Annotated in this window: 13 protein-coding genes; 9 read left to right on the forward strand and 4 right to left on the reverse strand. The window is 42.9% G+C overall.

The genetic code is table 11. The annotated features are described in order from the left end of the window. The first annotated feature begins 105 nt into the window (after positions 1-105). The 8 genes from DWW91_RS02910 to DWW91_RS02945 all read left to right on the forward strand — a co-directional run bounded on the left by DWW91_RS02910 (position 106) and on the right by DWW91_RS02945 (position 10234). On the forward strand, positions 106-1140 hold the full coding sequence (locus DWW91_RS02910) for a FimB/Mfa2 family fimbrial subunit (RefSeq protein ID WP_199722545.1): 1035 nt from the start codon (positions 106-108) through the stop codon (positions 1138-1140). Between the two features lie 14 nt (positions 1141-1154). After that, complete coding sequence (locus tag DWW91_RS02915) at positions 1155-2297, forward strand: DUF4906 domain-containing protein (RefSeq protein WP_009860001.1); 1143 nt, start codon at positions 1155-1157, stop codon at positions 2295-2297. Between the two features lies 1 nt (position 2298). Beyond that, entirely contained in the window at positions 2299-4683 is a 2385-nt protein-coding gene (locus DWW91_RS02920; RefSeq protein ID WP_232312343.1) for a DUF4906 domain-containing protein, read from the forward strand. 103 nt (positions 4684-4786) lie between these two features. Continuing rightward, positions 4787-6316 carry a glycoside hydrolase family 10 protein gene (locus DWW91_RS02925; protein ID WP_122326907.1) on the forward strand — a complete coding sequence of 510 codons (1530 nt, stop codon included), beginning with the start codon at positions 4787-4789 and terminating at the stop codon, positions 6314-6316. Between the two features lie 9 nt (positions 6317-6325). Continuing rightward, positions 6326-7177: an AraC family transcriptional regulator gene (locus DWW91_RS02930; RefSeq protein ID WP_122326908.1), complete on the forward strand. Its 852-nt coding sequence runs from the start codon at positions 6326-6328 to the stop codon at positions 7175-7177. A 125-nt stretch (positions 7178-7302) separates the two neighbouring features. Further along, positions 7303-8217 carry a DUF5119 domain-containing protein gene (locus tag DWW91_RS02935; RefSeq protein WP_229061086.1) on the forward strand — a complete coding sequence of 305 codons (915 nt, stop codon included), beginning with the start codon at positions 7303-7305 and terminating at the stop codon, positions 8215-8217. A 57-nt stretch (positions 8218-8274) separates the two neighbouring features. Beyond that, complete coding sequence (locus tag DWW91_RS02940; RefSeq protein ID WP_122326909.1) at positions 8275-9255, forward strand: fimbrillin family protein; 981 nt, start codon at positions 8275-8277, stop codon at positions 9253-9255. A 73-nt stretch (positions 9256-9328) separates the two neighbouring features. Continuing rightward, complete coding sequence (locus tag DWW91_RS02945; RefSeq protein ID WP_122326910.1) at positions 9329-10234, forward strand: fimbrillin family protein; 906 nt, start codon at positions 9329-9331, stop codon at positions 10232-10234. Positions 10235-10949: 715 nt separating this feature from the next. Here the strand turns inward: DWW91_RS02945 and DWW91_RS02950 are convergent. Further along, positions 10950-11486: a DUF3868 domain-containing protein gene (locus DWW91_RS02950; RefSeq protein ID WP_010800859.1), complete on the reverse strand. Its 537-nt coding sequence runs from the start codon at positions 11484-11486 to the stop codon at positions 10950-10952. Positions 11487-11493: 7 nt separating this feature from the next. Continuing rightward, positions 11494-12054: a DUF3575 domain-containing protein gene (locus DWW91_RS02955; RefSeq protein WP_009860009.1), complete on the reverse strand. Its 561-nt coding sequence runs from the start codon at positions 12052-12054 to the stop codon at positions 11494-11496. Between the two features lie 118 nt (positions 12055-12172). Between DWW91_RS02955 and DWW91_RS02960 the strand changes: the two genes are divergently transcribed. Further along, a complete protein-coding gene (locus DWW91_RS02960) occupies positions 12173-13303 on the forward strand; it encodes a clostripain-related cysteine peptidase (protein WP_122326911.1) in 1131 nt (376 codons plus the stop codon). A 64-nt stretch (positions 13304-13367) separates the two neighbouring features. Here DWW91_RS02960 and DWW91_RS02965 read toward each other — a convergent pair whose 3' ends face one another. Continuing rightward, positions 13368-13706, reverse strand: a complete 339-nt coding sequence (locus tag DWW91_RS02965; RefSeq protein WP_010800862.1) for a hypothetical protein — start codon at positions 13704-13706, stop codon at positions 13368-13370. Between the two features lie 3 nt (positions 13707-13709). Next, positions 13710-13961 (reverse strand): hypothetical protein, encoded by a 252-nt coding sequence (locus DWW91_RS27590; RefSeq protein ID WP_010800863.1) that lies wholly within the window; start codon positions 13959-13961, stop codon positions 13710-13712. Between the last annotated feature and the right edge of the window lie 20 nt (positions 13962-13981).

Consider the following 13981-nt stretch of genomic DNA (forward strand, 5'->3'; position numbering starts at 1 on the left):
GAGGACGGAACCGGAAAGGGCGCATCTGCCATTTCCCACCGAAAATGAAAATCCCCTGCGGTATTTTCCGCAGCATACATATATAAAATAAATAATATAAATCAAATGAATATACGGTCTTACATAAGAAAAATAAACGTCAAGTCGATGGCGGTCATCGCTTGCACCTCGATGCTATATGCCTGCGACAGCTTAATCTATGACGATGAGGGCGACTGCTCAGTGAACTACCGTGTGAAATTCCGCTACGATTACAACATGAAGTTTGCCGACGCCTTTGCCCACGAAGTGAACGTAGTGACACTTTACCTGCTCGATGTCGACGGCAAGGTGGTTTGGCAACGTACCGAACAGGGAGAATCCCTTGCGGCTGATGATTATGCCATGACCATAGATGTAGAACCAGGCGAATATGAGCTGCTCGCTTGGTGTGGCACAACTGACAAAGGTTCTTTCTCAAGACCTGTAACAACCGTCGGCAGAGAACTGACCTGCACGCTTGACAGGCAATACGATGCCGGAAACAAGGCATTCGTCAACGAAGATCTCGACCGCTTATTCCACGGGCGACTGCCGGAACAGACGTTCGGTGAAACCGAAGGTACGTACACTTATACCGTACCATTGGTGAAAAACACCAACAATGTCCGAGTGGTGTTACAACACCTCTCGGGAGAGGCTGTGGACAAAGATAAGTTCGTCTTCACCATCACCGATACTAACGGAAGCATGGACTGGGACAACACATTGCTACCCGACGAGCCGGTGACTTTCTTCGCATGGCATACCGACGCCGGGGAAGCAGGCATAGACTCCCAGTCCGAAGAAATACAGACTGTGTCTCGCGCCATTTTCAGCGCAGCCATAGCCGAACTGACCATACCACGTCTTGTAAAAGGACAGAAAACACAGCTCACCGTGACCAACAAGGAAACAGGAAAACCAGTTTTCTCCATTCCTCTTATCGACTATGCCTTGCTTGTGAAAGGTTTCTATAACCGGGATATGGACGACCAGGAATATCTCGATAGGCAGGACGTATACGACATGGTGTTCTTCCTCGATAAAGGTGACCGTTGGCTCGATGCCTACATTTACATCAACTCTTGGAAGGTGGTGCTGCAAAACAGCGAATTATAATAAAAGGAATGCGAATGAAAAATGTGGTAAAACATATCATCACGGGGACTCTGATGCTCCTTGCGTTGTGGAGTACCTCGTGTAGCCATGAAACGGAAGTTTTCGGCATATCCGAAAAAGAAACAGCTCTCAGCATCGGCTTCAGATTGCCCACAAGAAGCCCAGAGACCGGTGAAGGCTATGAAGTTGGCGAAACCTATGAAAACTACATAGACATAGAGAACAACAACTACAGGATTTATTTCTTCACCTTCGACAATAAGCTCATCGCTCGTTTTGAGCCGGACGGTTTCGTAGTAACTGAAAAAAGCGATTACAGGGATTATAGTGTACTTGGCAAAGCACCCGCCGCTTTGGCCAATCACAAAAACTTCAAAATGGTCGTGCTTGCCAACTGGCCGCAATATGGCGACGATACGATGAAGACCGGAGAAACGTTGCTTTCGGATATCTGCAATGCCGATTGGGGGCAGTTCGATAGTTTTTCTTCTTTCGAGTTGAAACCGGAACGACTGATTCCTTTCTATGGTGTCCATGAATACAACAATATAGAGTTCAAGTCAGGAGAGGTTACATTGTTACCTGAGCCTGTCACTCTACTCCGTGCCGTGGCAAAGGTGGAGATAATCCTCAAGACAGATGACTATTTTGACTTATCGATCAGTGAGGTAAAGGTTCGCCGCTATAATAAAAAAGGATATTGTGCCCCCAAAGATATTTTTTCACAGGACGACTACGACCACGGTGGTGAGTGGAGCAACGATTACGTTAGCGGCTTGCACCTCGTGGGAAATAGCAACGATACGGAAGAAAAAATACAAAATTTCCGCTTTGCAAGCCGGTGGGTTGGTACTGACGGAAATAAATATGAGAAATGGATTGCCTACCTGACCGAATACCAAAATATTGACGCAGGCGACAAATACGCGTGCATTGAAGTAAGGCTCGATGCCCAGACCGGTGAGGACGAACCGTATAAAGTCTATTTCGCAAATTACGATGAGAGTGGAAAGACAGATAATAAGGACAATACCAAGCGTTTCGACATCAACCGAAACATCCTCTACCGTTTCACCATCACCGTCCGCGACAACAGGCTCACCGTGAACGTGCAAGAATGGAAATATACTTATGATAATGAATATACTTTTGACTGATATGAAACATTACTTTTTAATCATACTTCTATTGGTAACCATCGTAATGGGAGGTTGCACAGAAGAACTGCAACTGGAGACAAGTGGAACAAACGGGGCAGGTCTTGATGAAGGTGAACTGACGGAAGCCGTATTGAATTTGTCCGTCAATACATTTGCCGTTGAAGCACAAGCAAAAACAAGGGCGTCTCTACCGAGCGACACACCAGAAAAAGAGACTTCGGAAGAAAAAGAGATACATAACATCTGGGTGTTCCAGTACGATGCGACAACCAAAGAACTGCTGATAAAGCCGCGTTACTATACCATCGCCGATCAGGCAATGTTACAAGACCTACCCGTATATCTGAAAGCCGGAGTTCCGTCCATTGTATATGTCGTAACCAACACGAGCTATGACAACTGGGCCAACGACGGCACGGATACTTCATGGCAAAAGTTCAAGAATCTGGAACAACTGAAAAAACAAACCCTGCCTACCGCTTTCCCTTTACGATCGATAGATAAGGTGTCGATACCAATGGACGGAGCAAGCGAGGAGGTGGAAGTAACGACAGGTATTAAGGTCACAATACCGGTTACACGTATGTATGCCAAACTCAAAGTAAAAGTAGAGATGCTGAAAGCAGAAATGAAACTCAACAACGTCAATGTAAGGCAAATTCCGAATATTTGCCGGGTAGAGACATTGGCCGGCGACGGAAATGGAGAGCCAATGGATGCGGTTCCATTTCCTGTCGGAACGACATTCAGTTCGATAGCCTTTGCCGCCTCGGATTTGGAAAAGAACGAAGATAAAGAATGGGCTGTTTTCTATGTCCCGGAAAATCTGCAAGGAGAAATAGAGACTCAGGGCGGTAACAAGTCTGATGCAGCTCCTTCCAATGCACTTGTAGTCGATGTCACCACCGAAATCGGTGGTGAAAGGTATCTCTATGCAGCTTATCCCGGAGGAAACTCATTCAATAATTTTAATATACAACGTAATCAAGTTTACCGTATGACGGTGACTGTCACAGGAGAGAAAGGTCAAAACAATCCATCATCCAACTGTTTTGTTATAAAACCAAACGATTTCCTCTCTTTTGAGCCTTATTATCGTGTAGAGACAGGGGGCGGGTATAATTTTGCAGACTATTTAAACCCTCATGACGAGAATCTGAAAATAGCCCGTGTCGGTATTATCTGGCAAACCAAAGACTGCATTGGTAATAATACGAATGGAACGTTGGTTCAACTCGGTGAAAATACAGGCGACATTCATCAGAAAATCTATGTTAGAACGCAAAAGAAAGGTAATGCCTTGATCGGTGCTTACAATAGCAAGGGAGACATTATATGGTCTTGGCACATTTGGGTTACAGACCATGAACCGGACAATCTCGGTAAAGCTGTCACTTATTACACATACGACTGGGACAATAATGGTATACATCCTGAGAAACCGCGTATTCAAGGCTATGCTGTCATGTCATGCAATCTCGGTGCATTGGCAGATAATCAAAAAGGTATAGGAAATGGTCTCCATCGGTATCCGGATGAAATGACGCAGGCCTTCGGCATGTTATATCAATGGGGACGAAAAGACCCGTTCCCTCCTTTACGCAATATTATAAATGAACATCAGGATTATAACGACGGACATACAGATCTGCATTATGACAACTCCAACCAAATTGAAGTGCATAAGACATCCCTTACCGATGAAAGCATGCTGTTCCATTCGGTAATCGGAAGCACCCTGACCGGGGCTGTCAGACACGCCATCGCTAATCCTACGATCTTTATCTGTGGGACGAACGAAGTCAACCGAGGCGAAAGTTATGTGCAAACAAAGAGTAGCTATTTCAATTATGGCGACTGGTGCCCGACAGGAGAAAGCGACAATAAGCTTTGGGGAGGACTGGAACCGGCTTCCGATGGAATGAAAGCCTACACGATCAATCAGAGTAATAATGTACATATATACGATAACTACGGAACGGAAAAATCCATTTTCGATCCCTGTCCCACAGGCTGGAGAGTTGCCTCGGGCGAATTGTGGTTCGAGTTTACAAATACAGGACTCAATCCAGGATCTATGAGCGGTATCAATTATGACGATGGATTTCCGAACGGATATGGAATGAATATGTATATGCAGAAATGGAAAGAGGGTCCGACATCTTATTTCCCGACACAGGGAACACGTGTAGGCGATGGAGGAGGTTTTCGTGCAAGTAGTTGTGGAAACTACCATAATGCAACCACGGACACGGACAATCGAGTGAATATTTTGCATATCCATAAGGATGCCGGTCTGTTCCATATATTCGAATACCAATTCTATTTTTATTATGTAAAGTCGGTCGCAGGACCAATCCGTTGTGTACGCGATTCGAAATGAAACAGCCCTCTTCTACCTCCTGCGCTCAGTCTCACTTTTATTTATTATCTTTGCCGCAGGAAATGAAGAAAGTGTTACAATAATCTCAAACCAGACAATATTCATGAACAATCAGTATATCCGCCTGCTTCTGGCAGTGGTCCTTTGTGTAGTTACCTCCTGTTCGACTACACGCCAACTACCTGTCCGCGAGACAGAAGGAAAAGACAAACGGGAATTCAGGGGAGCCTGGATACAAACAGCTTTCCAGGGAGAATATAAGGATATGACCCCCGCCCAGCTACGGAAAGATTTCGTACGTAAGTTGAATTACCTGCAATCCTGCGGTATCAACGCCATCATCTTCCAGGTCCGTCCCGAAGCCGACGCTTTCTATAAATCGGACATCGAACCCTGGAGCCGTTTCTATACCGGACAACAGGGCGTCGCTCCGGCAGGCAATTTCGACGTGATGGAATTTCTGATCGACGAATGCCACAAACGGAATATGGAGTTCCATGCCTGGCTGAACCCTTACCGCGCCAGCACGGCAGGCAACACCCGTTTTGCCGATTCACATATTTATAACAAACATCCGGAATGGTTCGTTACCTATAATAAACAGATTCTGTTCGACCCGGGACTGCCCGAAAGCCGCCAGTTCATTAATAAGGTAGTACGCGACATTGTCAGCCGTTACGATGTGGACGCCATCCATATGGACGACTATTTCTACCCCTATCCGGCAGCCGGCATGTCTTTCCCCGATGATAAGAGTTTCCAGAAATACGGACTGAACAAAGGATATACCAATGCACAGCGCGGCGATTGGCGCCGGGAGAACGTGAACACGCTGATCCGCGAACTGAAACGGACCATCCTGCTCACCAAACCCTGGGTGCGTTTCGGCATCAGTCCCTTCGGTATCTACCGTAACAAGAAAAGCACACCCGACGGTTCCGGCAGCGATACCAACGGCCTGCAAAACTATGACGACCTTTATGCCGACATCCTCCACTGGGTGAAAGAAGGCTGGATAGATTACAACATGCCTCAGATATATTGGGAAATAGACCATCCGGCAGCCGACTATATCACCCTGATCCAATGGTGGAACAAGAACGCAACCCTCGAAGGTCCCCATCTCTATATCGGTCAGGACGTGGCACGCACCATGAAAGCCAGCCAGCTGACCCGCAAAATGCGTTACGAACGCGCCCTGTCGAAAGTCAAAGGCAACTGCTTCTGGCCCGCCAACGAACTGTTGTGGAACAACAAAGGCGTAGCCGACAGCCTGAAAAGGAACTACCACCGTTATCCGGCACTGATCCCGGCCTATACTCATATGCACAACCGGGCACCGCAGGAGGTGAAAAAACTGAAAAAAGAATGGACCGCCGACGGTTATATGCTGCACTGGAAGGCCGAACAAAGCCCGACAAACCCGGAGCTAGCCTCCTACTTTGTCGTCTACCGTTTCGAAGATAAAGAACCGATCGACCTCAGTAATCCGGCAAAAATCGTAAAAATCACCCGTAACACAAGATATTTAATGCCTTATGATAACGGAAAGAAAAAATATCGCTATATTGTGACCGCCGTAGACCGTTTTCATAACGAGAATACGGGAAAAAGTATAAAGGTAAAATTATAATGACCGTCTATGTTCTCTCCGGACCTTAGATACAGTAAATTTACGGATTGTGGCTCCTGTTCCGAATACAGGAGAAACATCTTTAAATATCGTTCCTATCCCAAAGGACTTATCATCCCACGGGAACGTTGTTTGCAGAATACATTGTATTTTCTGCTGAAAGGTTCCGTGCAGGTCAATAGCGAAGAACATCCCAATACCATTTTCAGTGCAGGACAGTTCATCCTGCAACCGATCGGCTCAAAGGTCGAATTCAAGATCCTCGAAACCGCCGAATGTATCCTGTACCTGTTTGAACGCCCGATCAATATCTGCAACGAACGTTTCAATAAAGGGGCCAGCATAGCAGAGACCTCCCGTATCGAACCGATTGTAATGAATATGTGTCCGCCGTTGCAGTATTTCGTGGAAGGGATACGGATGTACCTGAACGACGACCTGCTGTGCGCCGGTTTCCTGAATGCCAAACGGACGGAGCTGGTCTACCTGCTCAATTGCTACTATACATTAAAAGAACTGGCCGCTTTCTACTCGCCGATCTACCGGTACAGCAAAAGTTTCCGTTACTTCGTCATGCAGAATTATATGAAGGCGAAAGATGTGGAAGCCTTCGCCCAGATGGGAGGCTACAGCACACCTACTTTCCGCCGCCTGTTCAAAGAGACATTCGGCGAGCCCGCTTACCAGTGGATGCTGAAAAAGAAATGTGAAGACATCCAGAACGACTTAACCACTACCGAAATGTCTATTTCAGAGATCAGCTACAAATACGGTTTCGAATCGCTTTCCAACTTTTCCCACTTCTGCCGGACCAATTTCGGCATGTCTCCCCGTGCACTTCGCAATAAAAAAGACGAATAACCAGTAAAAATCAACAACTTTCGCAGTTTTTACAACTTATTGAATAGAAAAAGCAATTTTACGTCTGCTTTTTCCCGATACATTTGCGTCAGAAACAAGAAGAATTGACTTTCAACGTATATTAAATGATGATAAGAAGTGAACTAGGTTGCTCGTGCGGAATCGCAGTCTGTATATTAATGATCATTACATGTTTCATTAAATGCAGTTCGGAAGAAAAGCCAGAGCAGTCTTCCTACGGTTTCATTTGGTATTCGTTGAAATGGGAACAGGCCATGAGCGGCTATGAAAGTCCTAAAAAAGTTCGTTATTGCTTTTATCCTTTGGAAAAGGGTGCAATGATACAGATCGAGAGTGACACAAGCGGTCTGAAGTTCACACTGCCACCGGATACATACCGTTTACTGGTTTTCAATTGCGATGCCGACAACATCCAGTTCCGCAATATGAATTCATTTGAGACGGCAGAAGCATTTATCCCGGAAACGAAAGCGGCCGGGGGTACGACATCGGGACGCATTCCTTTATATGGAATAGCCATCGACAACCTGGAAGTGGAAGCCAACGACGGAGCAAATAATAAACGTGAGTTCAGTCCGGCTTCATTGATCCGCGAAGTAACGCTCGACATAAAAGTCGAGGGTATGGAGTATATAAAAGAATGCAAAGGGCAGCTGACAGGCGTACCTGCCGCTTTCAACCTGAGCAAACAAGAGATCGTTCCGGACAAAACAACAACAGTTAACTTTGAAACAACAACTTCAGCGGAAGGTATAAAAACAAATGTATTGATATTAGGCACTCCCCCCAAACAAGGAACACCCCCACCTGCCCTCCCTAAAAACGAAGTACAGCTGGATTTCACCCTCAATGACGGAAGTACCACCACTTCCACCCTCGACCTGGGCAACTCGATCGGAGAAACGGAAGGAAACAAAGTAAATGTAGACGTATCCGTAACGGTAGAAAAAGACGCTTCTTTCACTGTCACAATCAACAAGTGGGAAGTCTCTGCCGGCGATGACATGGTCATCGAATGAATTGAATGATAAGTAATAAGCAACGAATAAAATAACAACAATTAAATTTTTATAATTATGAAAACATTAGTATTAAGTATGATTTCAATTGCTGCAACTGTTGCAGCAATGACCGCTTGTACAAGCGAGAGTGATCCGATAAATGACATTACAAATCCGAAGGATGCAAAGGTGGAGATAAAGTTGAATGCTGGGGTAGTTAATGTTGAAACAAAAGCTCAAATAGTCCCTAAACCTATCACTGGAACTACGTTCAGTGAAGCAACACAAGTTCCATTACTTAGACTAGAAGGAGCAACAAGTCCAACTTGGTCTACAGCAACAAATCCAACAAATGCGACAATCACTGGGAGTAATGTAGTTTTAGATGATTCACAAAAATTTTATCCAGCAGAAAGCGATACTAAAGTTTATTTTATAGGCTATTACCCTAGTACAGGGTCATATACATCAGGTATTGTGTCTTATACAGGAATAGTAGGAGAAACAGATATTCTTTGTACTCCTGAAACCTGTGTTGGCAGTAAACATGAACCTGCATCATCTCCGTCATTACAATTTAATCATATGCTTTCTCAAGTAGAAATAAAGTTAAAGGGTGATGTTGCAGCTCAAAATGCTTTTGGAAAGATAAAGAAAATTGAATTAGTAAATATACCTACATCATTAGATTTAACATTAGGAAGTACTATTGCTATTGCGGCTAAGAATGATAGTCCTATTCAAAACATCGCTGTATATGATAATGCAACAGGTACTAATCTTACAACAACAGCAACTACTATTGGAGAAACAGCCATGATTTACAACGGAGGAAGTCAAAAATATGGTACATCAGCAAACTCTTTAGAGATAAAGATAACATATGGAGATACAAACACTACTAGTATTGTTAATGTCAATAATATGACAACTGGATTAGAAACAGGTAAAAAGCATGTTATAACTCTAAGTTTCAAAGAAAAAATAGAAGTTAGTTCTGCTATCACAGAATGGGATACAAGTACTGGAGAAAGTGGTAATGGAGAAGTTGGATAATAAACAATAAAAATAGACTGTTGCAAAAGTCCATACTATGTAGACTTTGCAACAGCCTTAAATAATAAGCCATATGATCAATGCAAAATATATACTAATCATTTTATCTTTTATTGTTTTAGGATGTAATAATAGTATTGATAAAATACCAGAAACAGATTCTAATAAAATTAATTTTAATGCTCAAATAAACAGTATTATTCCAACAAAAGCAATTATTGAGGATATCATTTTTACTAATAATACATCAATTGGCATTTTCGGTTGGGGGCATATTAAAAATAATGCAACAAACCAAACCGTTCGTAGAGACCTTAATAATAATCAATACACCAAAAGCATTGGTAGTAACGAATTTACCTGCGACGCCCATGCCCATTACCCCATCAACCCCGACACCTTACTAAACTTTTACGCTTATTACCCTTACACCGAAGCAGCGACAGCCGCTCCGTTAAGTATCCCCTTTGACCTGAAAAAACAAGACGACATCATGTGGGCAACTCCCGTACTGGACCGGGATAAAACAACAAGTAATGAACCTGTCAACCTCTCTTTCAACCATATCCTTTCCGCCATTACACTTAAATTCAAGAAAGCGGATGATATTAAGGAAGAGATGATCCTGCAAAGCATTTCGATGGAGAACTATCCGTCAACCATACAACTGAACGTACAAACCGGCAAGCTAAGTGTCGCTCCCTCGACTACGCCTTATACACTTATCGACAACCTGAATAAAGAAATAACTCCGAACGAAGAAACAATCGTTACCAACTATCTTCTTTACCCGGTAGAGAAACCTGTTTTCATTGTCCGGATGAGTAACAAAGATTACCGCATCGAATCGACAAAAGCATTCGAAGGAGGAAAAAAACAAACCTACTCTTTCACCATACAAGCCCAGGACATCAGCATCTCAGGCAGTATCAATCCTTGGCTGGATGGTGGCACCAGCGATGAAACAGTTTATTTCTAAGCATCATTTTTTACACACTCCAGAGTCACCCAACAATAAAACTCCTGGAATCCCTGTATTTATCAGCATCTTCAGGTGACGCTGTCCTGCAAAAGCAGCGTCACCCGAAACTATTTCGGATTCACCCCATGGCCTTATCCCTAAACAAGCTAAAACAACATCCTGTTTTGAATGCTTAGAGGAAATACTAGGAAATCTATCGGTTCAGAATTTGTCAAAAGTGAGCTACCTTGTCCCCGTGCTTGACACGGGGCCGCAGAAGAACCAGCAGTATCAAAAGATACATATAGGATACGGTCTGTGCCTTTGCGATCCCGTGTCAAGCACGGGAACGGGATAGCTCAATTATTTCTATAAGTAATCCTTTTATACTATATCACACTAACACAAAATATATAGCTAATTATCAACGAACAAGTAAGCCTTTAACCTTTCGACCAAGGGAAAACAACAAGTTGACCTAGGTCAACTACATATTTCACCTGGGTCAACTAATAGTTTCACCTGGGTCGAAAAGTTAGAAAGTAAGAGGATTTGAACTAACCTCCGCTTATATCTGCGGTAAACAATTATAGGCTTTCGGATAAAAACAGACAGTACCACCGGTGATCCCATTCCAACAGGGTGGCGTCACCTCAAAACCCTGATGAATACAAAGATAAAAGGCCTCACCCGGAGAGTGAAGCCTTATTTCGTAAAACTTTTTCAGGAAAAACTATTTTTCCTGCTCCTGACGAATATACAAACGATCGGTCAAAACATTCGTATAAGTCTGAACCGGGATATCATCGTAATCTGTCAGTTCACCGAGAAGGAGCAACTCTGCATTCTCCATCCACGGACGAAAAGAAATCTCTTTTTTATAGTTTACCTCCTGCAACAAGGTTGGAGCACTTTTCAACACTACATAAGCATTTTTATCGGCCACCTGTTTGCCCTGAAAAGCAATCGTGCGCTCATACATTTTATGTTTATTCGCCCCGTTGATACGGATGGGTGACAAACGAAGCAGGTAATTGTCCTTGCGCAAAACGGGAGTCAGTATCAATGTCTGATAACGTCCGACAGACAGGCCGCTCAGCAAAATATCCATATCCAGTTTTAAAAGGTTACCTTCTACCTCAGCCTTATTCTGTTTGATATTAATCAGGCCGTTATAAGTAGTAGCCGGAGCTTCCGTCTGTGACTGTGCCTGAACCGGGAACAGCAGTGCAACCAGCAGAAAAATAAATATATAGACCGGAGTTTTCATCGTTCACTTATTTAATTATATATACAATACTGACACCGAGTTTAGTCGGTCCGAAATAGTTATTACGGTATTTATAAGCCGGTTCCTTATCCGCAGGGTAAGCCGACTTGTCATACTCAAAATGCAGGAAGCCGACTCCCGCCGAAAACTCGATGTTCCAATGCGGAGAAAGATACAACTGATATCCGTAAGAGATACCACCGCCATAGGCATTGCCGTCATAAGCAAAATCCTTTTTCATCACCGACATGAAATTCACATGAGACATATCGTAGTCCATATAAACGCCATGAACTCCGAAATAATGGCCGTTAAACTTTTCATGCAGCCAGTAACGTGCCTCGGGTTGCACCATCCAATGCTTCCACGACTTGTCGCTCGCAACATCCCAGCCATTATAATTGCCGGAGATATCCAGCGACCAGTGTCGGTTGAAAGCAATTTCGGCACCCAGGTTCACTGTTGCAGTTGCATCATACAAAATATTAGACTTGACTGCCACAGTCTGCGCTTTCGCTCCCCACCCGATACCGCACAACAACAGTGCGATGAATAATACTTTTTTCATATCAGTGTCTTTTCTCTACATGCTTTAAAATCTATTAGCACACAAAGATAGAAAAAAGAAATATAAAACATTAGAGACAACCAAATTATACGTAACTTTGTAATTTAAATAATAAGGCATGAGAATCAAATATATTATATATAGCGTTTTGTTCGCACTATTACTGGGAAGTTGCAGTAAAGAAGACATCGAGATAAAAGGACCAGCCAAACGAACAGTACTTGCTTATATGATTGCCAGTACCAATCTTGGTAGTGATATACGTGCCAATATCAGACAAATGATGACAGTCGCCTCCAACAAAGCACTCAACAGAGGAAATCTGGTTGTATATTATTCGGAAAGCAAAAGCAGATCTTATTTGTTCCAGATAAAAGAAGACAAGAAAGGGAATATAGTAACAGACACCGTCCGTTTTTACGAAAACCAAAGTGCTATCCTGCCGGAAACTATGTATAAGGTGATCAAAGAAACAACAGAATTGTTTCCAGCAGAAAGTTATGGTCTGGTATTATCCAGCCATGGCACATCGTGGCTGCCAGGTAATTTCAGTTCTTTACGTTCTTTCGGAGAAGAAAACGGCCAATATATGGAAATAACCGAAATGAACGAGGCACTGGAAGGCTTTCATTTCGACTTCATGTTGTTTGATGCTTGTTATATGAGCGGCATTGAATGTGCTTATGAGTTGAAAGACAAAACGGATTATTTCCTGGGATCGCCGACCGAAGTCCTTGCCCGCGGATTTCCTTATGAAGATTTCCTGCCTGCCTTGTTTAAAGACAAAGCCGATCTGGAAGCAGTTACCAAAAGTTTTTATGAATACTACAGCAATAACGATTATGCTCCATACGGCACAGTATCTCTGATAAAGACAAGCGAATTGAACGAATTGGCACAAATTGTCAATGACATATTAAAAGACAAAACAGAAGAGGATATTTATGCTCTTCCTTTGTCGAATATGCAGATACTTGAATATCTTACTGTCAGGCAGCCGCATATGCTTTATGATTTCGATGATTTTATCAAGTATCTAGCAAACGACGAACAGTATCAACGTTTTACCGCTTGTATGGAAAAAGCGGTCATCAGCAAATATGCAACACCTTATTCATACTATGCAGCATTATATGGAGCAAGAAAAATCAAGCGTTTCTCCGGCCTGTCGGTCTTCGTGCCCCAATCCTCTCTGACGAAGTTGTCAGACTGGTACAAGCAGCTTGCCTGGTATAAGGCGGTTTATTAACTAAAAACAAAAGTAGCTGTGAAGGGACTATGGTTAAAGTCTCCTCATAGCTACTTTCACCCCATTATAGACTCGCTATATTATTCAGCTTTTTGCGTATATCATCCCAAGTTACCTTATTCTGCTTCTTCGAAGCTTCGATCATCTTCTTTTCATAAGCTAGTTTAGGTATTTCCACTTTGGCAAATTCGATCAACAACTCAGTACCTTTCACCAAATTATCCCAATCTTGTTTACGTTCTTCCGGAGACATAACATCCAATCTTGCCTTGTGTTCTTCAAAATAAACACGCCGCCCGTCTTCATCAAGATCCATAAAACGTACGAAATCCTCATACATTTCCTGCGTTGGAAATAAACTTCTATATTCCGGATGCGATTCTAAATATTCTTTATTATCCATAAATTACTCCTCCATCTCTTTAACTAAAGCATTATACCAATCAAGAATAACATCTATATTCTTCATTATTAAATCTTTTTCCTGATCAGAATGATCATTCATCTGTCCTGAATAGTTCATAAAAAGGCTTTCCAGGAATCCTTTTCTACGTTTAAATTCTTCTTCTTTCATAGGCATTACAATTATTTTGATTAATGTTCTATGCCCATTGGAGATATTACAAAGGTAAAGCATCCAAACATCTTCAACAAACATAAAGCGGTTTATTAATAAAC

This window comes from Parabacteroides sp. AF17-3, assembly GCF_003635445.1.
GTDB classification, from domain to species: domain Bacteria; phylum Bacteroidota; class Bacteroidia; order Bacteroidales; family Tannerellaceae; genus Parabacteroides; species Parabacteroides goldsteinii.

Bases quoted from the DNA above. Each gene is read 5' to 3' on its own strand.
- DWW91_RS02965 (WP_010800862.1), bottom strand. From the start codon at position 13,706: ATGGATAATAAAGAATATTTAGAATCGCATCCGGAATATAGAAGTTTA.
- DWW91_RS02950 (WP_010800859.1), bottom strand. From the start codon at position 11,486: ATGAAAACTCCGGTCTATATATTTATTTTTCTGCTGGTTGCACTGCTG.
- DWW91_RS02930 (WP_122326908.1), top strand. From the start codon at position 6,326: ATGTTCTCTCCGGACCTTAGATACAGTAAATTTACGGATTGTGGCTCC.
- DWW91_RS02915 (WP_009860001.1), top strand. From the start codon at position 1,155: ATGAAAAATGTGGTAAAACATATCATCACGGGGACTCTGATGCTCCTT.
- DWW91_RS02925 (WP_122326907.1), top strand. From the start codon at position 4,787: ATGAACAATCAGTATATCCGCCTGCTTCTGGCAGTGGTCCTTTGTGTA.
- DWW91_RS02945 (WP_122326910.1), top strand. From the start codon at position 9,329: ATGATCAATGCAAAATATATACTAATCATTTTATCTTTTATTGTTTTA.
- DWW91_RS02940 (WP_122326909.1), top strand. From the start codon at position 8,275: ATGAAAACATTAGTATTAAGTATGATTTCAATTGCTGCAACTGTTGCA.
- DWW91_RS02935 (WP_229061086.1), top strand. From the start codon at position 7,303: ATGATGATAAGAAGTGAACTAGGTTGCTCGTGCGGAATCGCAGTCTGT.
- DWW91_RS02955 (WP_009860009.1), bottom strand. From the start codon at position 12,054: ATGAAAAAAGTATTATTCATCGCACTGTTGTTGTGCGGTATCGGGTGG.
- DWW91_RS02920 (WP_232312343.1), top strand. From the start codon at position 2,299: ATGAAACATTACTTTTTAATCATACTTCTATTGGTAACCATCGTAATG.
- DWW91_RS02960 (WP_122326911.1), top strand. From the start codon at position 12,173: ATGAGAATCAAATATATTATATATAGCGTTTTGTTCGCACTATTACTG.
- DWW91_RS27590 (WP_010800863.1), bottom strand. From the start codon at position 13,961: ATGTTTGTTGAAGATGTTTGGATGCTTTACCTTTGTAATATCTCCAAT.
- DWW91_RS02910 (WP_199722545.1), top strand. From the start codon at position 106: ATGAATATACGGTCTTACATAAGAAAAATAAACGTCAAGTCGATGGCG.